General features: G+C 60.9%; 16 protein-coding genes. 6 read left to right on the top strand and 10 right to left on the bottom strand.

Annotated features, from left to right (window positions below):
* Positions 1-304: 304 nt before the first annotated feature.
* From mutH to C1N84_RS03955, 4 genes are all read left to right on the top strand, one after another.
* Positions 305-991 (top strand): DNA mismatch repair endonuclease MutH, encoded by a 687-nt coding sequence (gene mutH / locus C1N84_RS03970; protein WP_058757065.1) that lies wholly within the window; start codon positions 305-307, stop codon positions 989-991.
* A 97-nt stretch (positions 992-1,088) separates the two neighbouring features.
* A complete protein-coding gene (locus C1N84_RS03965) occupies positions 1,089-1,799 on the top strand; it encodes a TerC family protein (RefSeq protein WP_021506699.1) in 711 nt (236 codons plus the stop codon).
* A gap of 116 nt (positions 1,800-1,915) precedes the next feature.
* Complete coding sequence (locus C1N84_RS03960; protein WP_021506698.1) at positions 1,916-2,134, top strand: YgdI/YgdR family lipoprotein; 219 nt, start codon at positions 1,916-1,918, stop codon at positions 2,132-2,134.
* A 143-nt stretch (positions 2,135-2,277) separates the two neighbouring features.
* A complete protein-coding gene (locus tag C1N84_RS03955; RefSeq protein ID WP_021506697.1) occupies positions 2,278-3,318 on the top strand; it encodes an NADP(H)-dependent aldo-keto reductase in 1,041 nt (346 codons plus the stop codon).
* Positions 3,319-3,508: 190 nt separating this feature from the next.
* Here C1N84_RS03955 and lplT read toward each other — a convergent pair whose 3' ends face one another.
* From lplT to C1N84_RS03915, 8 genes are all read right to left on the bottom strand, one after another.
* The gene (gene lplT / locus C1N84_RS03950) at positions 3,509-4,699 is read right to left on the bottom strand and encodes a lysophospholipid transporter LplT (RefSeq protein ID WP_264442039.1); all 1,191 of its coding nucleotides are present in this window, start codon (positions 4,697-4,699) and stop codon (positions 3,509-3,511) included.
* A complete protein-coding gene (aas, locus tag C1N84_RS03945) occupies positions 4,696-6,846 on the bottom strand; it encodes a bifunctional acyl-ACP--phospholipid O-acyltransferase/long-chain-fatty-acid--ACP ligase (protein WP_264442038.1) in 2,151 nt (716 codons plus the stop codon). Before aas ends, lplT begins: the two co-directional genes overlap by 4 nt.
* A gap of 90 nt (positions 6,847-6,936) precedes the next feature.
* Positions 6,937-8,328 carry an efflux transporter outer membrane subunit gene (locus C1N84_RS03940; protein ID WP_394541841.1) on the bottom strand — a complete coding sequence of 464 codons (1,392 nt, stop codon included), beginning with the start codon at positions 8,326-8,328 and terminating at the stop codon, positions 6,937-6,939.
* A gap of 12 nt (positions 8,329-8,340) precedes the next feature.
* Positions 8,341-11,442 carry an efflux RND transporter permease subunit gene (locus tag C1N84_RS03935; protein WP_058780290.1) on the bottom strand — a complete coding sequence of 1,034 codons (3,102 nt, stop codon included), beginning with the start codon at positions 11,440-11,442 and terminating at the stop codon, positions 8,341-8,343.
* Positions 11,439-14,588: a multidrug efflux RND transporter permease subunit gene (locus C1N84_RS03930; RefSeq protein ID WP_264442036.1), complete on the bottom strand. Its 3,150-nt coding sequence runs from the start codon at positions 14,586-14,588 to the stop codon at positions 11,439-11,441. The genes C1N84_RS03935 and C1N84_RS03930 overlap by 4 nt, the downstream gene beginning before the upstream one ends.
* The gene (locus C1N84_RS03925; RefSeq protein ID WP_264442035.1) at positions 14,585-15,790 is read right to left on the bottom strand and encodes an MdtA/MuxA family multidrug efflux RND transporter periplasmic adaptor subunit; all 1,206 of its coding nucleotides are present in this window, start codon (positions 15,788-15,790) and stop codon (positions 14,585-14,587) included. Before C1N84_RS03925 ends, C1N84_RS03930 begins: the two co-directional genes overlap by 4 nt.
* 443 nt (positions 15,791-16,233) lie before the next feature.
* Positions 16,234-17,964, bottom strand: a complete 1,731-nt coding sequence (locus tag C1N84_RS03920) for a penicillin-binding transpeptidase domain-containing protein (RefSeq protein ID WP_021506690.1) — start codon at positions 17,962-17,964, stop codon at positions 16,234-16,236.
* Positions 17,965-18,275: 311 nt separating this feature from the next.
* Positions 18,276-20,549: a molybdopterin-dependent oxidoreductase gene (locus tag C1N84_RS03915; protein WP_264442034.1), complete on the bottom strand. Its 2,274-nt coding sequence runs from the start codon at positions 20,547-20,549 to the stop codon at positions 18,276-18,278.
* A gap of 196 nt (positions 20,550-20,745) precedes the next feature.
* Between C1N84_RS03915 and galR the strand changes: the two genes are divergently transcribed.
* Both galR and C1N84_RS03905 read left to right on the top strand, forming a co-directional pair.
* On the top strand, positions 20,746-21,747 hold the full coding sequence (gene galR, locus C1N84_RS03910) for an HTH-type transcriptional regulator GalR (protein ID WP_031279486.1): 1,002 nt from the start codon (positions 20,746-20,748) through the stop codon (positions 21,745-21,747).
* A gap of 113 nt (positions 21,748-21,860) precedes the next feature.
* Complete coding sequence (locus C1N84_RS03905) at positions 21,861-23,015, top strand: IS481 family transposase (RefSeq protein ID WP_211727363.1); 1,155 nt, start codon at positions 21,861-21,863, stop codon at positions 23,013-23,015.
* 219 nt (positions 23,016-23,234) lie between these two features.
* Here C1N84_RS03905 and C1N84_RS03900 read toward each other — a convergent pair whose 3' ends face one another.
* Together C1N84_RS03900 and lysA are read right to left on the bottom strand one after the other, a co-directional pair.
* On the bottom strand, positions 23,235-23,687 hold the full coding sequence (locus C1N84_RS03900) for a GNAT family N-acetyltransferase (protein ID WP_264442033.1): 453 nt from the start codon (positions 23,685-23,687) through the stop codon (positions 23,235-23,237).
* Positions 23,687-24,940, bottom strand: a complete 1,254-nt coding sequence (gene lysA / locus C1N84_RS03895) for a diaminopimelate decarboxylase (RefSeq protein WP_125309798.1) — start codon at positions 24,938-24,940, stop codon at positions 23,687-23,689. Before lysA ends, C1N84_RS03900 begins: the two co-directional genes overlap by 1 nt.
* Between the last annotated feature and the right edge of the window lie 85 nt (positions 24,941-25,025).

The raw sequence follows: 25,025 nt of genomic DNA, 5'->3' as shown, positions 1-25,025 counted from the left end.
TGTCCTAAACCTGGGCAGAGAATGGAAAAAAAGCGCGCAGTTCGGCAAAGTCAAGGCTGTAAATGGAAACAGGGGTGGGCAAAACGTGGGGTTATCCCACTTTTCTGTGGATAACTGGGTTTAAGATCCTGTTCATTGTCGATAACAAACCGGGATAACCGCCTCTTACCCTGGTGAGCGCCAGGTCAATCGCGCTAAAAAAGCATGCTGAATCATGCTATTATCACGTTTACATTGTCCGGCACGATGTGGACAACGCGCGCTGACCTTTACTGACCACATTTTGACCAATGCGAGTTTTATCATGAATTGCCCTGCCGCCTTGCCTGCTGCGCCCCGTAACGAAGCCGAACTGCTCCAGCGTGCCCAACAGCTGGCTGGTCAGAGCTTTGCCGCGCTGGCCGCGCAGCTTGGCCTGCCGATGCCTGCCGATTTACGCCGTGACAAAGGCTGGGTTGGCATGCTGCTGGAGTTGCTGCTTGGCGCCAGCGCCGGCAGTAAAGCCGAGCAGGATTTTGCGCATCTGGGTATTGAACTCAAAACCATTCCGGTCGACGCGCTGGGTAAGCCGCTGGAAACCACCTTTGTCTGCGTGGCACCGCTCACCGGCAACAGCGGCGTTACCTGGCAAACCAGCCACGTGCGCCACAAGCTGGCGCGGGTGCTGTGGATCCCGGTGGAGGGCGATCGCGCCATTCCACTGGCCGAGCGCCGTGTGGGTTCGCCGCTGCTGTGGCAGCCGAATGCGCAGGAAGAGCAGCAGTTACGTGAGGACTGGGAAGAGCTGATGGACATGATCGTGCTCGGCCAGGTGGAGCGCATCACCGCCCGCCACGGCGCGTGGCTGCAAATCCGGCCGAAAGCGGCCAACAGCAAAGCGCTGACCGAAGCCATCGGCGAACACGGCGAGCCGATCATGACGCTACCGCGCGGTTTTTATCTCAAGAAGAGCTTTACCGGACCGCTGCTGGCGCGGCATTTTCTGCTGTAATGCCCGGTACAACCTCGCCCTTGCAGGATCACTTTAGGCAGCGCCGCCTGCGCCGTGTATAATTCCCGTTTACTTTTCGTTTAGGAATGAAGGATTCATGTTTGACTGGATTGCTGATCCCAACGCCTGGCTGGCGCTGGGAACATTAACCATTCTGGAAGTGGTGCTGGGTATCGATAACATTATTTTCCTGTCTCTGGTGGTCGCAAAACTGCCGCAGCACCAGCAAAACCGGGCGCGCCGGCTGGGTCTGATGGGGGCGATGTTGATGCGCCTCGGGCTGCTGGCCTCCATCGCCTGGGTGGTGAGACTGACGCAGCCGTTGTTTTCCATCATGGACCACGCCTTTTCCGCGCGCGATCTGATTCTGCTGTTCGGCGGCCTGTTCCTGCTGTGGAAGTCGAGCATGGAGATCCATGAAACCATCGAAGGCGGCGAAGAGGAGCACAAAACCAATGTGCACTCTTTCTTCGGCGCCATCGTGCAGATCATGCTGCTCGACATCATTTTCAGCCTGGATTCGGTGATTACCGCCGTCGGTCTGTCCGATCACCTGTTCATTATGATGGCGGCGGTGGTCATCGCAGTGCTGATGATGATGGTGGCCGCGCGCGCGATTGGCGAGTTTGTTGAGCGGCATCCGTCGGTCAAAATGCTGGCGCTGGCGTTTCTGATTCTGGTCGGCTTTACCCTGATCCTCGAGAGTTTTGGTATGCATGTACCAAAAGGTTACATTTATTTTGCGATGTTCTTCTCCATGGCGGTAGAGTGTCTGAACCTGATGCGCAGCAGGAAAAACAAAGCGTAACCTGTCAAGGGCGAGCGCATCTCGCCCTGTTATTTTAGGAATGATGCGATTACTCCAGCTGGCAAAAGCATTTATTACTACACTTTTGCTGTTGAAGTGGCTTGAGGGAGCTGAGAATGAAAGGGTTGGTAAGTGCAGTGGGCCTGCTGCTGGCGGCGCTGGCATTAAGCGGTTGCAGCAGTGATTACGTTATGGCCACCAAAGATGGCCGCATGATTATGACCGAAGGTAAGCCGTCGATTGATAAAGAAACCGGTCTGGTGCAGTACACCGACGAACAGGGCCATGTTATGCAAATTAATGGTGACGAGGTTTCCACCATCATTGAGCGTTAAGTGCCAAATTGCCTCGCCTGTACGCGTTTTCCCCCTGTGCAGGCGATTTCCCGAACTTTCCCCCCTTCCTTCTGCGCCACTTCACAGGCTATAGTCCCAGAGAACACAACATTCCGTTTCATAATGAAAAAAGGAAGCCGGCAATGCATTATCACCGTATCCCCCATAGCACGCTGGAAGTCAGTCAGCTGGGGTTAGGCACGATGACGTTTGGTGAGCAGAATAGCGAAGCCGACGCCCACCAGCAGCTTGATTACGCCGTTAGCCAGGGTATTAACCTGATTGATACCGCCGAGATGTATCCGGTGCCACCGCGTCCGGAAACCCAGGGCCTGACTGAAAAATACATTGGCAGCTGGCTGCAAAAGCGTGGCAGCCGCGACAAAATCATTCTGGCGAGTAAAGTCGCCGGCCCGGTGCGCGGCAGCGATGCGCTGATTCGCCCCAACCAGGCGCTGGATCGCAAGAACATCCGCGAAGCGCTGGACGCCAGCCTGAAGCGCCTTAATACCGATTACCTCGACCTCTACCAGCTGCACTGGCCGCAGCGCCAGACCAACTACTTTGGCAAGCTCGGTTATCAGTACAGTGATAATACCGCCACCGTTACGCTGCTGGAGACGCTGGAAGCGCTGACCGAACAGGTGCGCGCGGGCAAGATCCGTTACATTGGCGTCTCGAACGAAACGGCCTGGGGCGTAATGCGCTACCTGCAGCTGGCGGAGAAGCACGAGCTGCCGCGTATCGTCACCATTCAGAATCCGTACAGCCTGCTGAACCGCAGTTTTGAAGTGGGTCTGGCAGAGATTAGCCAGCATGAGGGCGTGGAACTGCTGGCCTATTCCAGCCTGGCCTTTGGTACGCTGAGCGGCAAATACCTCAACGGGGCGAAACCGGCCGGCGCGCGCAATACGCTGTTCAGCCGCTTTACCCGCTACAGCGGCGAGCAGTCACAGCAGGCGATTGCTGCCTACGTGGCACTGGCGAAACAGCACAACCTGGATCCGTCACAGATGGCGCTGGCCTATGTGCGGCAGCAGCCGTTTGTGGCCAGCACCCTGCTCGGTGCCACCACCATGGAACAGCTGAAGGTTAACGTGGAGAGTTTCAACCTGACGCTGAGCGGCGAGGTGTTAGAGGCGCTGGAAGCGATTCACCGTCAGTACACGTATCCGGCACCGTAATCTCCCTGGTGCGCGTTAACGCGCACCCTACAGGGTTTGTTACCCTTGCGTATCTGCTGCGGTTTTGGTGCGCGTTAACGCGCACCCTACAGGGTTTGTGTTACCCTCGCGTACCTGCTGTGGTTTTGGCGTACGCGCCGGGCCAGGGTAGGGTCGCCATTCATGGCGACCTGGTCCCTTTCTGCACCGCTCAGCGACGCGTTCTCCACCACAACACGGCAATCGCCATGGCGAACAGCGCGCCGAAGCCCACGCCCGTCGCGACCGCCGGCGCACCCAGCTTAATCGCCACGGTATACAGCCCCAGCATCAGCAGCATCGCGCTGTTCTCACCCAGGTTTTGCACCGCAATCGCGTTGCCAGAACCCACGGTATCTTTGCCGCGCTCCTGCAACAGCGCGTTGAGCGGCACCACAAAGAAGCCGCCGAGTGCACCAATCAGCATCAGTAGCAGATACGCATTCAGCAGGCTATGCTGCAGCGAGAACAGCACCACCATCACGCCAATCAGCACGCCGGCCGGCATGCAGCGCCGCACCGTTTGCAGCGTGACCAGTTTTGCCGCCGCGCCCGCGCCGATAACGATACCGATCGCCACCATGGCATTTAGCGTGGTCGGCGTTTTATTGTCCGTGATGCCCAGCGCCACCGGCACCCACAGCACCAGCAGGAAGCGCAGCGTGACGCCGGCGCCCCAGAACAGGCTGGTGCCGAGCAGCGAGAAGCGGGTTTCACCGTTACGCCACAGCAGCTGTGCCGAGGCGATAAAGCTGCGCAGCATCGCGCCAGCGTGCCAGCTCTGGCCGGGGCGCGCTGCCTGCAGACGCGGAATGAACAGGTTCGCCACCACCGCCAGTGCGTAAGTGAGTGCACACACCACCAGTGCTGCCAGCAGATGCCAGTCGGCGAGCACGCCGCCTGCCACCGAGCCGAGCAGAATCGCCGCGATAGTCGACGACTCCATCAGCCCGTTGGCTTTCACCAGCCGCGCGCCGCTGGTGATCTCCGTCAGGATGCCGTATTTCGCGGGTGAATACGCCGCCGCGCCGACGCCCACCAGCGTGTAGCCGAGAAACGGATTAAAGCCGAAGCAGATCACCAGCGCACCGAGCAGCTTAAGGCTGTTGGCAAACATCATCACCCGCCCTTTGGCAAAGCTGTCGGCCATCTGCCCGACAAACGGCGCGAGCAGAATGTAAGTGGCCACAAACAGCATCTGCAGGATCGGCTGGCTCCAGTCCGGATAGAACTGATTTTTCAGCAGCGCCAGCGTGGCGAACAGCAGCGCGTTGTCGCCAAAGGCAGAGAAAAACTGTGCCACGATCACCGCCAGCATACTGCGCGACAGCAACGGGGCGTCCGGATTCACCGTCTGACTCATGCCCGCTCCTCTTCTGCCAGCTGTTTCAGGCTGACGTAGTCTGGTTTGCCGCTGCCCAGCATCGGCAGCTGCTTCATGTAGCGAATGTCGCGCGGCACGGCCAGCTCTGGCGCACCCATCTCACGCGCGGCCTGCTGCAGCCGCTCGCGGCTGAGTTCACTGTCGGTGGTAAACAGCACCAGCGCTTCACCGCGCTGGCCATCGGGCCGCAGCGACGCCGCGTGCTGTTTCTCCGCCGAGGCTTTCAGGGCAATCTGCTCCACGCTCTCCAGCGACACCATCTCACCAGCGATTTTGGCGAAGCGTTTAGCGCGCCCCTGAATCTGACAGAAACCGCCCTCGTCAAAGCTGACAATATCCCCGGTATCATACCAGCCGGCTTCCTGTTCGCCTTCGCCGTTATCCGCCACCGGTGGCTCCAGTACGCCGGGGTTTTCCACCCGCAGGTAGCCGTTCATCACATTCGGACCGCGCAGCTGTAGTCGTCCGCCCTGCTCAATGCCCGGTACCGCAATCAGACGTGAATCCATGCCCGGCAGAATACGCCCGACGGTATGCGATTTGGCGGCCATCGGTACGTTGATTGCCACCACTGGCGCACACTCGGTCACGCCGTAACCTTCGAGGATGCGGATGCCGTACTTCTCCATGTAGATCTGGCGCGTGCCTTCCTGCAGCTTCTCGGCACCGGCCACCACGTAGCGCAGCCGGGCGAAATCGTACGGGCTGGCAAAGCGCGCATAGTTGCCGAGGAAGGTGGAGGTGCCGAACAGCACGGTGCAGTTACGGTCATACACCAGCTCCGGCACGATGCGATAGTGCAGCGGGCTGGGATAGAGGAACACCTGCGCGCCGGTAAGCAGCGGCGTGAACAGTCCGACGGTGAGGCCGAAGGCGTGGAACAGCGGCAGCGCCGACATAAAGCGGTCGCGCGGGGTGAAGTCCGCCACGGTGCGAATCTGCTCCACGTTCGCCAGCAGGCTTTTATGCGAGTGCACCACACCTTTGGGATTGCCTTCCGAGCCGGAGGTAAACAGCACCATTGCCGCGTCTTCTGGCTGCTGCGCAACCTGTGCCCGGCGTGGCAGCAGCAGGTGCGCGAGGATCCACAGTTTGTCCTGCAGCGTGACGGTATCCTTCAGATCCTCCAGATAGATCCACTGCACCTCCGTCAGCCCCTGCGGCAGGTGCCACAGGTTGCCTTTCTCCAGGAACTGGCGCGAGGTAAACACGGTTTTCACCTGCGAGGCGGTCAGCGCCGCGCGCATGCCGTTGATGCCGGCGGTGTAGTTGAGCATGGCCGGCACGCGACCGCGCAGTGAAGCCCCGAGAATCGCTGCCGCGGTCACCGTGGCGTTCGGCAGCAGCAGGCCAACGAATTCGCCCTGCTGGCTGTAGCGCTCCAGAATGCGTCCGACGCCGAGCGCTTTTTTCAACAGTCCGGTGTAGCTGTCCGGCTTAAAGTTGATGTCTTCGATGCAGGCTTTACTCAGCCCGTAACGGGTGCGCGCATTGAGAAAAGCGTCGAACAGCGTTTCGCGCGGGCGCACCGCCATGCGCGCTTCCATCATCACATGGTGTAAATGCTCACCGGCCAGCACGCGGCGGTCGCGCGCGCGTTTCGCTTCCGGCATGGGAATTACCGTGGCCGGCAGCACCGTCAGGGTAATGCGCGGGAACAGGCGGCGTTTAAACACCCCGGCCAGGCGGCCAAACGGCGTGTACTCTGCGCCTTCAATGCGCATCGGCACCACGGTGGCGGCGGATTTCGCAGCGACGAAGCCAGCGCCGCTGTAGATTTTCATCAATGAGCCGGTGACGGTAATGCGCCCTTCCGGAAAGATCACCACCGGACGCCCTTCGTTGATCATGCGCACCAGATGTTTGATCGACATCGGTTTGGTGGGGTCGAGCGGCACGAAGTCGATGACCGGCCTGAGCAGGCGCATATACCACTGTTCGCTGATCGAAGAATAGACGGCGAACACCGGTTTGATGGGCAGAAACAGCGCCAGCAGCACGCCATCGAGAAACGACATATGGTTTGGCGTGATCAGCACTTTTTCTTTGTGCAGGGCAGTCAGATCGCCACGCAGCTCAACGCGCCATAACAGGCGACAGAGGAAACGCAGAACGGTAAATAGCATGCCAGCTCCTTAGCAGCGGTAAAAAATGGTTCTTACCTTGCAGGATCCGGGGATGTTCGACAAGTAGCGCAGTGATTTATCGTGATGAATTCAGGGTGATTCGCCCTGCCAGCCGCCGCCCAGCGCGGCGATCAGCGCCACGCTGCTCACCCACTGGCTGCTCTGCAGCGACAGCAGGCTCTGCTGCTCGCTCAGGCTGCTGTTTTCCGTGGTAGCGACATCAAGGTAATCAATCATGCCGGCGTCATACTGGTTGCGCGTTACGCGTGCTGACTCCTGTGCCGCCACGGCGGCGCGCTGCTGCGCGGCGATTTCCCCCTGCAAGGTATTCAGTTCCACCAGGTTATCTTCCACTTCTCCCAGCGCGCTCAGCACCGTCTGGCGATAGGTGGCCACGCTGGCATCATAGGCGGCACGCGCCTGCGCCACTTTCGCCGAGGTCGCGCCAAAGTCGAGCAGCGTACCGCTGAGCTCCGGCCCCAGCGACCAGGCGCGATTCGGCAGCGACAATAAACTGTGGATCGCCGAGGCGGTCACGCCACCGCTGGCGCTGAGCGTCAGGTCGGGATAATAACCGGCAATCGCCACCCCGACCGCCGCGTTGGCGGCCGCCACGTTACGTTCGGCATAGGCGATGTCCGGACGGCGCTGCAGCAACGCCGAAGGCAGGCTCTGCGGAATGGACGGCAGCGTGGCATCCAGCTTCGCCACCGGCAACGTAAAGTCGGCTGGCGCACGCCCCAGCAGCAGCGCCACCGCGTGCTCCAGTTGCGCGCGCTGCCACTGATAATCCTGCGCCGAAGCGCGGGCGCTCTCCAGCTGCATCTGCGCCTGCGCCAGAGTGGCGCGGGATTCGCTACCGGCGCGGTACTTGTTGTTAATCACGCTGAGATAGCGCTGATAAGCTTCAATGCTGCGCTGATAGAGCGCGATCTTTTCGTCGATGATGCGCAGCTGAAAATAGTCCTGCGCCAGCTCTGACTGGGCGCTCAGCGTGACATTGGCCAGTTCAGTCTGGCTGGCCTGCGCGCTGGCCTTATCCTCTTCCTGGGTGCGGCGCAGTTTGCCCCACAGATCCAGCTCCCAGCTGGCACTCAGCGTGGCGCTGTGGCTGTTGCTGACGCTGCGCTGACCGCTGGTGCTGGCACGGCTGCCGCTGCGCGTGCTGCTGACATCGTAGTCGAGTGAGGGAAACAGCGCCGCGCGCGACTGCGCGCTCAGCGCCTGAGCTTCGCGATATTGCGCCGCATAACTGGCGACGTTCTGGTTGGAGATGCTCACCTGGCGCAGCAGGCTGGACAAGGTAGCATCGTGATACACCGTCCACCACTCCCCTTTGCGACTGGCGTCCTGCGGCGTGGCCTGCGTCCAGCCTTTGGCCTCTTTATAATGCGTCGGCAGCGCCATCGCCGGACGCTGATAATCTGGGCCAACGCTACAGCCAGCAACCAGTAGCGCCGCCGTCAGCGCGCCAATGTTCATCATTTTCATCAATCAGGATTCCACATGACGCACGCGCCGCCACTGACGCTGGGTGGCGCGGCTGAGACGATCCAGCCAGAGATAGACCACTGGCGTGGTAAACAGGGTCAGCAGCTGGCTCAGGGCCAGACCGCCGGCAATGGCAATCCCTAGCGGACTGCGTAAATCAGCGTCGCCACCGCTGCCCAGCGCCAGCGGCAGAGCGCCGAAGAAGGCGGCCAGCGTGGTCATCATGATCGGCCGAAAGCGCATCAGGCACGCCTGCGTAATCGCCTGCTGCGGCGACAGCCCCTGGCTGCGCTCGGCGTGCAGGGCAAAATCGATCATCATGATGGCGTTTTTCTTGACGATACCGATCAGCAAAATGATGCCGATCAGCGCAATCACCGTTAGCTGCGTATTGGTCAGCAGCAACAGCAGCAGCGCACCAACGCCTGCCGACGGCAGCGTGGAGAGAATGGTCAGCGGGTGAATGTAACTCTCATACAGCACGCCCAGCACGATATACACCGCCGCCAGCGCCGCAATAATCAGCCACGGCATGGTGGCGGTGAGCTGAGAGAACGCCGCGGCGGTGCCGGCAAAGCCCGCCTGAATGCTGGAGGGCAACCCCAGCTGTGCCATCGCTTGCTTAATCAGCGTCTGCGCCTGCTCCAGCGACACGCCGTCGTTGAGGTTGAAGGCGATGGTGCTGGTCGCTGACTGGCCCTGATGCGCAACCGACAGCGGCGCGTTGCCGCCGCTGAAGCGGGCAAAGGCCGCCAGCGGCACGCGATCGCCGCTGTCGTTAATCACATACAGTTGTTGCAACATGGCCGGATCGCGCGTGTCGCTGTCCTGCAGAGCCATCACCACATGGTACTGATTGAGCGTGTGATAGAGCGTGGCAATCTGTCGCTGGCTAAAGGCATTGTTCAGCAGCGTGTCCAGCATCTGCACATTAACGCCCAGCCGCGTGGCGCGGTCGCGATCGATATTGATCACCACCTCCTGTCCGCCGGTTTGCGCATCGGAATCCACGCTGTTGAGTTGCGGTATCGCGGCCAGCGCCGCCTGGACTTTCGGCGTCCAGCGGCGCAGCAGGTCGAGATCGTCAGCCTGCAGGCTGTACTGATAAGTGGCGTTGGCGCTGCGCCCGCCGATGTGCAGATCCTGCGCGGCCATCAGGAACAGTTGCGCCCCGGCAATATGGCGGGTTTTCTGGCTCAGCCGGTTAGCCACTTCGGTGGCACTGGCGCTGCGCTGGTCAAAATCTTTCAGCCGGACAAAAAAGTTGGCGCTATTGCGCGAGCCAAACATGCCGCTGCCCATTGACGACATCACGCTGTCTACCGCCGGATCGGCCTCAATGATTTTGGTGAACGCCAGCATCTTTGGCTTCATCGCCTGGAAGGAGATGTTCTGGTCAGCGCGCAGGGCGCCCATCAGCAGGCCGGTGTCCTGATTGGGGAAAAAGCCCTTTTGCACCACGCTAAACAGAAACAGATTGAGCAGCACGGTGAGCAGCAAACTCAGCAGGGTGATCTTCTGGTGCGCCATCACCCACGCCAGGCCACGCGCGTAGGCGGCCAGCAGCGCGTTGAGCGCATTTTCGATTAGCTGATAGAGCGGATGCGGCCGCCGGGTGACCTGCGGCTTCGGCCGCAGCAGCCGGGCGCACAGCATCGGGGTCAGGCTGAGCGAGACAAACATGGAGATCAGCAGCGAGACCGTCAGCGTCACCGCAAATTCGCGGAACAGGCGGCCAACAATGCTGCCCATCAGCAGAATCGGGATAAACACCGCCACCAGCGACACCGTCATCGACAGCACCGTAAAGCTCACCTCATGGGCACCGCGCAGGGCGGCACGCAGCGGACTCAGACCGGCTTCGATGTGCCGGGTGATATTTTCCAGCACCACGATGGCGTCATCAACAACAAAGCCCGTGGCGATGATCAGCGCCATCAGCGACAGGTTATCGAGACTGTAGCCGAGCAGATACATCACCGCGCAGGTGCCGATTAACGACACCGGCAGCGCCAGCGCCGGAATCACCACCGCCTGCAGATTACGCAGGAAGACAAATACCACAGCAATCACCAGCAACATCGCCACCAGCAGCGTCTCTTCGGTGTCATACAGGGAGGCGCGCACCGTTGGCGAACGGTCCACCACCACTTTGAGCTGGGTATCGGCAGGCAGATCTTTCTCCAGCTGTGGCAGCTGCGCTTTGATGGCGTCAATGGTGTCGAGCATGTTAGCGCCGGCCTGACGCTTGATGGCGATCATCACCGACGGCTGTGAATTGAGAAAGCCGGCCTGATACTGATCCTCCACCGAGTCATACACCGTGGCGACGTCATGCAGTCGTACCGCCTTACCCGCGTGGTAGCTGACTATCAGGTCGCGGTACTGTGCTGCTTTGTCCAGCTGGCCGTTGCCGTCCACCATCCAGGACTGGCTGCTGCCCTGCAGCATGCCTTTCGGCAGATTGGTGGTGCTGCTGGCGACGGCGCTGCGCACCGTATCCAGCGCAATGCCATAGTGCGTCAGCTGTTGCGGCTGCAGATCGATGCGGACCGCCGGCAGCGCGCTGCCCATCAGCGACACCTCGCCCACGCCCCTGACCTGCCCCATCGCCTGTTCAATTTTGCTTTCGGCGAGGTCATACAGTTCACCCGGCGTGCGCGTGGCGGAGGTAAGCGCCAGCATCACAATCGGCGCGTCCGAGGGATTCGCTTTGCGATAGGTCGGCAGCGACTCCATAGCACTCGGTAACAGGCTGCGCGCCGCGTTTATCGCCGCCTGCACGTCGCGCGCCGCGCCATTGATATCGCGGTCTAGTTCAAACTGCAGTATCACGCTGGTCGAGCCCTGCGAGCTGGTCGATGTCATCTCCGTCACACCGGCAATCTGGCCGAGCGAACGCTCCAGCGGCGTCGCCACCGTGGCCGCCATGGTTTCCGGGCTGGCGCCGGCCAGGCTGGCGCTGACCATGATGGTAGGAAAATCCACCTGCGGCAGCGGCGCGACGGGCAGCAGCCGGTAGCCCAGCGCTCCGAGCAGCAGGATCGCCAGCGTCAGCAGCAGCGTGGCAACCGGGCGAAAGATAAACAGCCGGGTGATGTTCATGGCTCGCCCCGCGCCTGCTGCTGCCTGCGCTGCACGTAGCGCTTACCGCGCTGCGCCAGCCCATCAAACCACAGATAGATCACCGGAGTGGAGAACAGCGTCAGCACCTGGCTCACCAGCAGGCCACCGACAATCACCAGCCCGAGCGGCTGACGCAGTTCAGCACCGGAACCGGAGGCCAGCATCAGCGGCAGCGCCCCGAGCAGCGCCGCCATGGTGGTCATCAGAATCGGCCGGAAGCGCAGCAGGCAGGCCTGATGGATCGCTTCGCGCGGCGTCATATGCTGCTTATGCTGCGCCTCCAGCGCGAAGTCGATCATCATAATGGCGTTCTTTTTAACGATGCCAATCAGCAGAATGACACCAATTAGCGCGATCAGGCTGAATTCGCTGCCAGCCAGCATCAGCGTCAGCAGCGCCCCGACCGCCGCCGACGGCAGCGTGGAGAGAATGGTCACCGGATGAATAAAGCTTTCATACAGAATGCCCAGCACCACGTACATGGTGATCAGCGCCGCCAGAATCAGCCACAGCGTGTTGCCGGTGGCGCTCTGAAACGCCGCGGTTTCACCCTGATAGCGCAGCGTTATGCTGGCGGGCAGTTTAAGCTGCTGCGTGACCTGCGCAATCGCCCGCTGCCCCTCCTCCAGCGAATAACCGGGGTTAAGATTGAACGACACCATCACCGCCGGGAACTGATTCAGGCGCATGTGCATCAGCGCTCCGGTCCGCGCATGCACGCTGGCGATGGCGGTGAGTTTCACCATGCCGCTGGTGGTGGTCTCACTGTCGCTGTCGCTGCTGGTTGATGCACTGCTGCTCACCGGCAGATAAACGTCATCAAATGACGCCGGCGACTGCTGATACTGCGGCGCCACTTCCAGCACCACGCGATACTGGTTCGCCTGGGTAAAAATGGTGGAAACCAGCCGCTGACCAAAGCTGTTGTACAACGCGGTATCGACGTCAGCTGCCGTGATGCCGTAGCGCGCCGCTTTATCGCGGTTCAGCTCCACATAGGCCACGCGCCCCTGATCCTGCAGGTTGCTGACCACGCCATTAAACTCCGGGCGCTGCTGCAGCGCAGCTATCAGCTGCGGCGTCCAGCGCACCAGGTTTTCGCTGTCGGCATCATCAAGGGTGAACTGGTACTGGCTCGGCGTCACCTGATCGTTGACCGTCAGGTCCTGTGCTGGCTGCAGATAAAGCTGAATGCCGGCGACCTGGCGCGCCGCCTGCTGTAGCTGCGCAATCACCTCATCGGCTTTGACGTCGCGCTGGTCAAACGCTTTCAGGTTGATCTGCAGGCGCCCGCTATTGAGGCTGGTGTTATTGCCGTCGATACCAATGGTTGAGGACACACTCTCGACCGCCGGATTTTGCAGGATCACCGTTGCCAGCGCCTGCTGACGCTGCGCCATCGCCGTGAAGGAGACGTCCTGCGACGCCACGGTCACCCCCTGAATCAGCCCGGTATCCTGCGTGGGAAAGAACCCTTTCGGGATGGCCAGATACAGCAGCGCGGTGAGTGCAAAGGTTGCCAGCGCCACCAGCAGCGTCAGCTTCTGATGGTTGAGCACTACGCTGAGCAGGCGGTCATAGCCGCGTACCAGTTTGTCAAACAGCTCGCCGCCTTTGCGCGCAAAGCGTGACTGCTGCGCCTCCGGAATATGCCTTAACAGCCAGGCACACAGCATCGGCGTCAGCGTCAGCGACACCACCATCGACACCAGAATCGAGACGGCCAGGGTGATGGCGAATTCGCGGAACAGCCGTCCAACCACATCACCCATAAACAGCAGCGGAATCAGGACCGCAATCAGGGAAAACGTCAGGGAAATAATGGTGAAGCCAATCTGCTGCGAGCCTTTCAGCGCCGCCTGCATCGGCGTTTCGCCCTGCTCCAGCCGGCGCGAAATGTTCTCCACCACCACAATCGCGTCATCAATGACAAACCCGGTGGCGATGGTCAGCGCCATCAGCGACAGGTTGTTGAGGCTGAAATCGGCGAGATACATCACGCCAAAGGTGCCAATCAGCGACAGCGGTACTGCCACGCTGGGAATCAGCGTCGCCGCCACGTTGCGCAGAAACAGGAAGGTCACCATCACCACCAGTGCGATCGACAGCATCAGTTCAAACTGTACGTCGCTGATCGAGGCGCGGATGGTCTGCGTGCGATCGGCAAGCACACGCATTTTCACACCATCCGGCAGCGCCGCCTGCAGTACGGGCAGCTGCTTTTTAATGCTATCCACCACCTGAATGACGTTGGCGCCAGGCTGGCGCTGCACGCTGATGACAATCGCCGGACGGTTATTGGCCCACGCCGACTGAAAGCGATTCTCCGGCCCCTGCTCGATATGGGCGATATCTTTCAGCCGCAGCGCCGCACCGTTCTGCCAGGTGAGAATCAGATTGCCGTATTCGGCTGCGGTGCGCAGCTGGTCGTTGGCGTCGATGGTCACCGAGTGATATTTGCCGTCGAAGCCGCCTTTCGAACCGTTGACATTGCTGTTGGCGATCAGCGTATTGACGTCTTCCAGCGACAGCTTGTGCGCCGCCAGCGCTTTTGGATCCATCTGCACGCGAATCGCCGGCTGATTACCGCCCGCCAGGGTCACCATCCCCACGCCGTTGATTTGCGACAGCTTCAGCGCCACGCGCGTGTTCACCAGATCCTGCACTTCAGTCAGCGGCAGCGTGTCGGAACTGGCGGCCAGCGTGATCACCGCACTGTCGGCCGGATTGACCTTTTTATAGGTCGGCGGATTGGGCAGATCGTCCGGTAGCAGATTGTTCGCCGCGTTGATTGCCGCCTGGACTTCCTGTTCGGCGACGTCGAGCGACAGATCGAGGCTGAACTTCAGGGTGATAATCGATGATCCGCCCGAGCTGGCAGACGTCATCTGGCTAAGACCGGCCATCTGACCGAGCTGACGCTCCAGCGGCGAGGTTACGGATGAGGCCATCACGTCCGGGCTGGCGCCAGGATAAAGGGTAGTAACCTGAATGGTCGGATAATCCACCTGCGGCAACGCCGAGGTGGAGAGAAAGCGATAAGCGAACAGGCCGGCGATCAGCACACCGACCATCAGCAGAATCGTCGCCACCGGGCGCAGGATAAACAGACGAGACGGATTCATGGCTGGGTACTTTTGCTGTCGTCAGCCAGCTGGACTTTGCTGCCGTTAGTCAGACGATCGATTCCCTCGGTCACCAGACGATCGCCTGGCGCCACGCCCTGCAGGATCGCCTGACGATCTTCCCCCAGTGCCGGTCCGGCGGTGACCGCTTTGCGCGTCACGCTATTGTCTTTGTTGATAATAAATACAAAGCTCCCGTCGCTGCTCAGCTGCAGCGCCTGCGCCGGGATCACCGTCGCGTTTTTCAGCGTGCCGGTTTGCAGACGCAGATTAACGAACTGGTTGGCAAACAGCGCTTCGTCCTCGTTAGGAAAGCTGGCTTTCAGTTCGATGGTGCCGGTGCTGGTATCGATCTGATTGCTGATGTACTTCACCTCACCCTGCGCCAGTATGGTGCTGTTGTCCTGATCGAAGGCCGTCGCGGGCAGGCTCTGGCCGTTGCGCAGTGCGCGCGTCAGCTGCGCGATGTAGCTCTGCGGCACGCTGAACGTCACGGCGGCAGGCTGCATTTGCGTCACCACCACAATGCCGGTGGTGTCGCTGGTCTGCACCATATTGCCCGGATCGACCAGCCGCAGACCTACGCGGCCGCTGATCGGCGAGGTGATGCGGGCATACTCAATATCCAGTTTTGCGCTGGCGATTTGCGCCTGATCCGCCGCCACCGCGCCCTGATACTGGCCGACGGTAGCAATCTGGCTATCCAGATCCTGGCGCGACAGCGAGTCCTGCGCTGCCAGCTTTTTGTAGCGTGCCAGCGTCAGTTGCGCACTGTGCAGTAGCGCCTGGTTCTGGCTGAGATCGCCCTGATACTGCGCCAGCGTCGCCTGATAACTGCGCGGATCGATCTGCGCCAGCAGCTGACCGGCGCTGACTTTCTGCCCTTCAGTAAAGAACACCTGCTGCAACTGCCCGGCCACGCGGCTGGTGACGGTGACGCTGGCGTTGGGGATCACCGTGCCGAGCGCATTCAGGTACACCGGCACGTCGGCCGTCGCGGCAACGCCGCTGTGCACCAGCGTTGCCGGGCCGCTCATCTGCGCCGCGCCGCGATGACCGCCTGGCGGCAGGTCGCCGGGTACTGCGCCCCGCTTGCCGCCTGCCACACGCCAGATCACGCCGGCCGCGATCAGCAGCACCAGCAACACAAGCAGCCATTTCAGCCAGCGGGAGAAACCAGAACGGGGAGCATGGATAGTCATCAGCGTCTTCAGATCAGCAAAAGTGTGGGTAAAAACCCCGGTAAGCAGGGGATTATTTCAGCGAAAATCATCACGACGCGCATTATCGGCGGATCGCCCGAACGTTTTCTATACGCAAACCGTAAGCGTTTCGTTAAGAGATGCAGGATTTAAACCGCGCCCGGCAGCGGTCGGTGATGGCGCGCGCAGGCGCTATAAACGGGAGAGGAGGACAACTTACAGGCAAAAAAAACCCACGCATCCGCGTGGGTCGGTGCAACCGAACAGGGTGAATACCACAAGGGTATCGCTGCCGCAGCAGCCGATCTTCACACCAATCAATACCTCTGGGACCTTTATCGTCGCGCAATGGCGGCACGGATAACAGCCGCAAATCGCAACGGAGTTCGGCGAAATGCAACGAGGTGTGAAAAGCTCGACTGCGCGTTTACATCCTGATTTCGTTAAGATTTATCTGATGCCGGTTTACTGTAAATCGCGTCGGGTGCCACGTTCATGTGTTTCAGCACCGGCCCCATGATGTTGCCAAATACCGGCGCGGCCACCGAGCCGCCAAAGTGATCGCCGGCGGTAGGATGGTTAATCATCACCACCAGCGCCACTTCCGGATGGCTGGCCGGCGCGATGCCGGCGGTGTAGTTGACATAGCCGCCATCATATTTGCCGCTGCTGCCCATCTTCTCCGCGGTGCCGGTTTTGGTCGCCAGCCGGTAGCCCGGTACCGCCGCTTTCACCCCGGTACCGCCCGGCAGCACGTCACTCTCCAGCATGTGCACCACGGTTTGCACGATCTGCGGATCCGCCACCTGCCTGCCCAGTACCGGTGGCGTCACTTTGGTGATCGACAGCGGGCGATAGACGCCATACGAACCGAGCGTGGCGTATTCACGCGCAATCTGCAGCGGCGTTACGCGCAGACCGTAGCCGAACGAGAAGGTGGCGCGCTCGATGTCCGCCCAGCGCTGGCGATGCAGCGGGAAGTAGCCCACGCTCTCACCGGTCAGTCCCAGCCCGGTCGGCTTGCCGAGACCAAACGCCTGGTAAGTGTTCACCAGCGCTTCCGCCGGCATTGCCAGCGCGATGTGCGACACGCCGATGTCGCTGGATTTCTGCAAAATGCCGGTCATGGTCAGGCGCGGCCAGTGGCCGACATCGCGGATCAGGTGGCCATTGACGCTGTAGGGCGTGGTGTCGATTACCGAATCGGGGCGCACCAGATGACGCTGCAGCCCTTCCATCACCACCAGCGGCTTCACCGTCGAACCGGGCTCGTAGCTGTCGTTGATGGCGGTATTGCGCATTTGCGCTGGCGTGGCGTTGTCATAATTGTTGGGGTTGAACGACGGATAAGACGCCATAGCGAGGATCTCGCCGGTGTCGATCTTCACCAGCACCGCCGCGCCCGAGTCTGCCTTGTTGAGCAGCACGCCGTCGCGCAGCTTGCTGTACAGCGTAAACTGGTCAAATTTGTCGATACTGAGCTGCACCGTCGGCGGCTGCTTCGGCGGCTCGTAATCGATCATCGCAATAATGTTGCCGTCCCCATCCTGGCGATACACCTCTTTACCCGGCTCACCCTGCAGTACCCGGTCAAAGCCCTTCTCCAGCCCGTTAAGCCCGTTATTGTCCGCCCCGACGATGCCAATCAGCGGCGCCGCGGCTTCACTCATCGGATAAAAACGGCTGTCGTCATACACCGAACTGATGCCTTTCAGATGCAGCTCAGCAATATCTTTGGCAATGCCCAGCTCGATTTTGCGCCCGAGATAGAGGAAGCGCTTTTTCGGATTGGCGGTGATCTGCGCGCGCAGCTCGTCCGGTCGCAGATTCAGCGCCGCCGCCAGATAGCTCCATTTGGCGCTGGTGAAATCGGGATTGGCCTCCAGCACGCGCAGCGGATCGGCGATGATATCGCGCGATGGCACGCTGAGCGCCAGCGCCTGGCCGTCGCGGTCGAGCAGCGTGCCGCGGTTGGTCGGCAGCGTCACGGTTCGCAGCGAGCGCTGGTCGGCCTCGTGCTCCAGCATCGGATGATTGATCAGCTGCAAATCGCCGACGCGCGCCAGCAGCAGGCCCATGCAGCCTAATACGCCCAGACAAATCAGACGAAAACGAAACGGGTTAAACGGGGCTTTAATCTGGTCTTTTCCCAGAAATTTTTTAATCGGGGGCATGGCGATCCGCTGCGATAAAAGATAAATCCAAAGGGGTTAGCTGCAGTTATAAAGAAAGGTAAAGCGAGTTGACAGGAAAACAATGTATCAGTTCGTTTATGCCCGATTGAGGTCACCGCAACGGGACGCATCACACCGGCAGATCGCAGGCAAAAAAAACCTGCGCATCTGCGCAGGTCGGTGTAATCAAGAAAACTGTTGATGTTCACCCATCAATACCTCTGGGACCCTGACTTTAACAAGTTGCTCAGCGCAGAAACTATCACTCAAACGCAACAGTTACCGGCAAAATGTAACCAGCGGTGAGATTGTTAGCCGATTGTGCAACTGGCGTGTTTTTTGATTTCCACCAGGCAGCTCATGGCGTTTGGTCCCTGGGTTAACGACGAAGTTCCGATGTCGAGCGTCAGCACGTTAGGGTTGCCGGCGCGGTCCCACGGCTGCCACGCTTTGCCAAAACCGGGATCGAACCAGGCACCGGTGGCGATGATCACCACGCCGGGCGTCAGGCCGTCCGTCAGGCGAACGCCAGCCAGCATACGGCCACGCGCATTGCTCACTTCAATCTCATCGCCGTCACTGATACCGCGCGCAGCGGCATCGTCAATGTGCATATACAGCGTTTCGTGACCGGCGGTTTTGCCGGCCTGCACCGTGGCGGTGGCATCCAGCTGGCTGTGCAGGCGATCCGCAGGCTGCACCGAAATCATGTGCAGCGGGAACTGCGCGCTGAGCGCTGCGCCAAGCCACTCCTGCGGCGCGCGCCACTCCGGATGCCCGGCGAAATCCGCCAGCTGGTAATCGGCGATGGTCTGGCAAAACAGCTCAATTTTGCCGCTGGCGGTGTGAATCGGATGCGCCTGCGGGTCGGCGCGGAAATCATCCATAAACACGTACGGCTTGCCGCCCTGCGGAATCTCAACAAAGCCGCGCTGCCAGAATGCCTCAAACTCCGGGAACGCGATGTCCAGCTGCGCATGCGCCTGCGCGCACTGCTGGTAAAGATGCTCAATCCACTGCATCTCGTTGCGTCCTTCGGTAAAGCGCTCGCGGTAGCCGAGGCGATCGGCCAGATCGGCAAAAATATCAAAGTCGTTACGCGCCTGATGCTGCGGTTTAATCGCCTGGTGCATCGCCAGCACGAAGCGGTCACGCGACGAGCCGCCAATGTCGTTGCGCTCCAGCGTGGTGGTGGCCGGCAGCACGATGTCCGCCATCTGCGCCGCGGGCGTCCAGACGATATCCTGCACGATGACCGTATCCGGGCGCTGCCAGCCTTCGACCAGCCGGTTGAGCTGCTGGTGATGGTGAAACGGATTGCCGCCTGCCCAGTGCACCAGGTGAATGTCGGGATAGTGCAGCGTCTCGCCCTGAAACGCATACGGCTGGCCGGGATTGAGCAGCATGTCGCTGATGCGCGCCACCGGGATCGACAGGTTCGCCGGATTCGGGCCGGTGCTCATCAGCGGCGCCGGGCCTTCCTGGCGCGGATTGCCGACGCTGTTCATTGAACCATGGCCAAAAGAGAAGCCGCCGCCCGGCAGTCCCGGCTGGCCCAGCATCGACGAGAGCGCAATCATCATCCAGTACGGCTGCTCGCCGCGATGGGCGCGCTGCACCGCATAAGCACAGGTGATAAAGCTGCGTTTGCCCGCCAGCTGCTGCGCCAGCAGCGCGATACGCGCCGCCGGGATACCGGTTATCGCACTGGCCCACGCGGGCGTTTTTGCCACGCCGTCGCTTTCGCCCAGCAGATAGGCACGCAGCTGCGGCCAGCCGGTGCAGTGGCTGGCGAGGAAAGCCTCATCGATAGCGTTCCGCCGGGTAATTTCATGGCCGAGCGCCAGCATCAGCGCCACATCGGTGTTCGGGCGAATCGGAATCCACTCGGCGTTAACGAATGCCGGGCAGTCATCGCGCATCGGGCTGATGTTAATGATCGGCGTGCCTTTGGCGCTCAGCTGCTGCAGCGCCGGTTTCAGGCTGTGCTCGCCGGCGCCGCCGGAGGCCACCTGCGCATTTTTCAGCGCCAGGCCGCCAAAGGCGACGAAAATTTCTGCATGCTCCACCACCTGCGGCCAGTCGGTGACGCGGCCGGTGAGCGGCATATAAGTGCCAATCACATACGGCAGAAAGAACTGGGCCGCGCCCCAGCTGTAGTTACCCTGCTGATCAACGCCACCGCCGCCCTGGAAATAGAAGCGACGAATCAGGGTGCGCGCGTGGTTAACGCGACCGGCTGAGGACCAGCCGTACGAACCGTTGAAAATGCCGGAAGCGCCGTAGCGGTCGCGCACCCGGCGGTTCTCTTCCGCCACCAGATCGAGCGCGGTGTCCCAGTCCACGGCGACAAAATTTTCCCGGCCGCGCAGCGTGCGATCGCTGTTTTCACGCGACTTCAGCCACGAACGGCGCACCATCGGCTGACGGATGCGTTTATCCGAGTACACCAGTTCAGGGATAGTGTGGATCATCGGTGAAGGATCGGCATCGGCGAAGAAAGGTTCGCAGGCAATCAGGCGCTGATTTTCGGTGACGGCGGTAAACGCGCCCCAGTGCGCAAGGTGCGGCACACGAGTTTTCATGGTTATGGGTCCGGCAGGCAGGTGTGATTCAGGCTGGCAGCATAGCACGGTGCCGTTACCGGGCTAAAGCCTCACCGTGAGCGTCTGATTTTCCGCACTTTTGCGACAGCGCTGACATTCTGGCGGGTTGCGGCTGCCGGGCTTTTCCGTAACACTGAGAGCATGTGTAAACGTTTTCCCGGATGTCGACCATTGCATGGCTACTATTAAGGATGTTGCCCGCATGGCGGGGGTGTCGGTCGCGACCGTGTCCCGCGTCATCAATAATTCGCCCAAAGCCAGCGAGAGTTCGCGCCTCGCCGTTACCCAGGCCATGGAACAGCTGCAGTATCACCCGAACGCCAATGCCCGCGCGCTGGCGCAGCAATCCACCGAAACGCTCGGGCTGGTGGTAGGCGATGTGTCAGACCCGTTTTTTGGCGCGATGGTGAAAGCGGTCGATGAAGTCGCCGGGCAAACCGGCAACTTTCTGCTGATTGGTAACGGTTACCATAATGAGCAGAAAGAGCGTCAGGCGATTGAACAGCTGATGCGCCATCGCTGTGCCGCGCTGGTGGTGCACGCCAAGAAAATTCCCGATGACGATTTAGAGCTGCTGATGAAGCAGGTGCCGGGCATGGTGCTGCTGAACCGGCTGCTGCAGGGGTTTGAGTCACGCTGCATTGCGCTGGATGACCGCTATGGCGCCTGGCTGGCCACGCGCCACCTGATTCAGCAGGGTCATACGCAGATCGCCTTTATCTGCTCGACGCACACCATTTCTGACGCCGAAGATCGGCTGCAGGGCTACTACGATGCGCTGAAGGAGCACGGTCTGCCATGCAACGACCGGCTGGTGGCGTGGGGAGAACCGGATGAGGTCGGTGGCGAGCAGGCAATGACGGAACTGCTCGGACGCGGCAAGCAGGTGAGCGCGGTGGCGTGCTACAACGATTCGATGGCCGCCGGTGCGCTGGCGGTGCTGAGCGATAACGGCATTCGCGTGCCCGAAGAGATGTCGCTGATTGGCTTTGATGATGTGCTGGTGTCGCGCTACGTGCGTCCGCGCCTGACCACGGTGCGCTATCCGATTGTGACCATGGCGCAGCAGGCCGCGCAGCTGGCGCTGGCGCTCGCCAACGGCACCGCGCTGCCGGAGGTGACCAATATGTTTAGCCCGACGCTGGTCAGGCGGCATTCGGTGGGTGGACCGGGTTAAACGGGTGCGGGCTTTCCCTCACCCTAACCCTCTCCCTGTACAGTCCGGGGACATCGTGAACACTTGTTCGGGGACATGGTAGACACTTACAACTAAGGCATAAGAACCCGTTTATGGAGTCGCTTATGCCCTGGGATGCGAGAGATACCATGTCATTACGTACTGAGTTTGTTCTGTTCGCCTCGCAAGACGGGGCGAACATCCGCGAGCTGTGCCGCCGCTACGGCATATCTCCCGCCACCGGCTACAAGTGGCTTCGCCGCTGGGATGAGGAAGGACCGTCCGGCCTTCAGGACCGCTCCCGCGCGCCCCGTCACTCACCCAACCGCTCATCTGACGATATCACTGAGCTGCTGCGTATGGCGCATGAACTTCATCAGCACTGGGGGGCCCGCAAGATTAAGCGCTGGCTCGAAGACCGCGGGCACCGCATGCCGGCCTTCAGCACCGTCCACAACCTGATGGCCCGCCACGGCCTGCTGCCGGGCGCAGCGCCGGGCGTCCCGGCCACCGGCCGGTTTGAGCATACGGCCCCGAACCGGCTCTGGCAGATGGATTTTAAGGGCCACTTTCCCTTTGGCGGCGGCCGCTGCCACCCGCTTACCCTGCTGGACGACCACTCCCGGTTCTCGCTGTGCCTGGTACACTGCGCCGACGAACGGCGTGAGACGGTACAGGAGCAGCTGGTCAGCGTCTTTGAGCGCTACGGCCTGCCGGACCGGATGACGATGGACAACGGCTCGCCGTGGGGCGACACCACCGGCACCTGGACGGCAGTGGAGCTGTGGCTGATGCGCCACGGCATCCGGGTGGGGCACTCGCGGCCGTATCATCCGCAGACGCAGGGCAAGCTGGAGCGCTTTCACCGCAGCCTGAAGGCGGAAGTGCTGCAGGGGAAGTGGTTCGCGGACAGCGGTGAGCTGCAGCGCGCCTTCGACCACTGGCGGACGGTCTACAACCTCGAGCGCCCGCATGAGGCGCTGGAGATGGCGGTGCCGGCGTCGCGCTATCAGCCCTCATCGCGGCAGTACAGCGGGCGCGTAGCGCCACCGGAATACGACGAGGGCGTGATGGTCAGGAAGGTGGATATCAGCGGGAAGCTGAGCGTAAAAGGACTCAGCCTGAAGGCGGGCAAGGCGTTCAGGGGAGAGCGTGTCGGGCTGAAGGAGACGGGGGAAGACGGTTATTACGAGGTGTGGTGGTACAGCACAAAAGTGGGGGTGATCGACCTGAAGAAAAAGTCGATCACCATGGGTAAAGGATGTTAAAAAGTGTTCACTATGTCCCCGAACACCTGTCTGCCATGTCCCCGGACTGTACACTCCCTGAGGGAGAGGGAACGTTCCAGAGCGCGCGGCAAGGAGAGCGCGGTCAGCCCCCTCTCCCGCTTGCGGGAGAGGGTTGGGGTGAGGGCCAGCGCGCGCGGTCAGCCCCCTCGCCCGCTTGCGGGAGAGGGTTGGGGTGAGGACCAGCGCGCACCCAACCCACTATAAATCCTGCGAATACACCTTCACCTGCACCTCAGGAAACTCCAGCGCATCACACTGATACTGCCAGCCGAATCGCTCGTAGTAGCCACCAAACGTTGACCACAGCCACACCGTTGCATAGCCGCGCTGGCGGGCGTAATCCAGCACGTGCTGCTGCAGGGCGGCGCTCAGCCCCTGCCCGCGCGCCGCTTCATCCACATACAGCGCGGCAACCCACGGATAGAGATCCTGACGGCTAATCAAATCGCAGCGCCAGAACCCTACCGTGCCGTGCGGCATGTCATCGTCGTCCAGCGCGACAAAGGTCACCGGAAACGCGGCACCGTTCAGGCTACTGCGTACAATGCTGTCGTAAAACGCGCGCGAGGTGCCATCACCAAACGCCTGCCATAGCCAGTCGGTGATCTGGCTGGCGTGATGCGGCACGCTGCTGAGCGGCACGATGCGCATCAGTTCAGCTCCAGCGCCAGCAGTTCCTGAATGGTCTGCGCACGGCGAATCTCACGCGGCACGCCCTGCTCAAACAGCACTTCCGGGATCAGCGGACGGCTGTTGTAGTTGGAAGACATTGATGCGCCGTAAGCGCCGGTATCATGGAACACCAGATAATCGCCGACCTGTGCCGCTGGCAGCGCGCGGGTTTCCACTTTGCCCCCTTCCAGCTGGGTAAACACATCTCCCGACTCACACAGCGGCCCGGCCACCACGCTCTCCACATGCGCCTCACCCGGCGCGCTGCCATCGGCAGGCAGCAGCGAAATATGGTGATAGCTGCCGTACATCGACGGACGCATCAGATCGCTGAAACCGGCATCCACCAGCACAAAGTGACGGCTGCCCATCTGCTTCACCGCCCGCACCTGCGACACCAGTACGCCCGACTCTGCCACCAGGAAACGGCCCGGCTCGATCTCCAGCTTCACCGCATGGCCGAGGTGCGCCGCGATACGCTCGCGCGCGCCGTTCCACAGGCCGTAATAGTGCTGCGTATCAATCGCCTCCTCACCAAAGCGGTAAGGAATCGACAGCCCGCCGCCCGCCGAAATGGCCTGCAGGTCCTGGCCAAAGGCCACTACCTGATCGACCATCGCGTCGCACACCTGCTGCAGATGGCCATAATCGACGCCGGAGCCAATGTGCATATGTAAACCTATCAGCTGCAGGCCATGCTGCTGAATCGCCGCCAGCGCCAGCGGCAGATCGCTATGCCAGATGCCGTGCTTACTGTTTTCGCCACCGGTATTGGTTTTCTGGCTGTGACCGTGGCCAAAGCCCGGATTAATGCGCAGCCAGACGCTGTGACCCGGCGAAACCGCGCCGAGCTGATGCAGCATATCCACGGATCCGGCATTTACCGGCACCTTCAGCTCGGCGATGCGCGCCAGCGTCGGCGAGTCCAGCACATCGGCGGTGAACACAATATCCTCGCCGCCCGGCTGAAAACCGGCAGCCAGCGCACGTTCGATCTCGCCGAGCGAGACCGAATCGACCTTGACGCCGGCAGCGCGCATCAGGCGCAGAATATGAATATTTGAGCAGGCCTTTTGCGCAAAGCGCACCACGTCAAACGCGCTGAGCTGCGCAATACGCTGCTGAATGATTTCGGCATCGTAAGCCCAGAACGGGCCGCTGTAGCGCTGCGCCAGCGGCAGCAGATTTGTGGCGTTAAGCGCCGTCTGGGAATCGTTAAGTGGACGTGGCATGAGCATTCTCCTGAGTCGTTGCTGTCATTTAGCCACAGCACAGTGATGCAGAAAAATATCTGTTTAAGCATCAGCTATGCAAATA

The organism is Pantoea sp. SGAir0418, from assembly GCF_043529865.1.
Note: the sequence above shows the minus strand (reverse complement) of the source record. Positions and strands in the feature narration are given on the sequence as shown.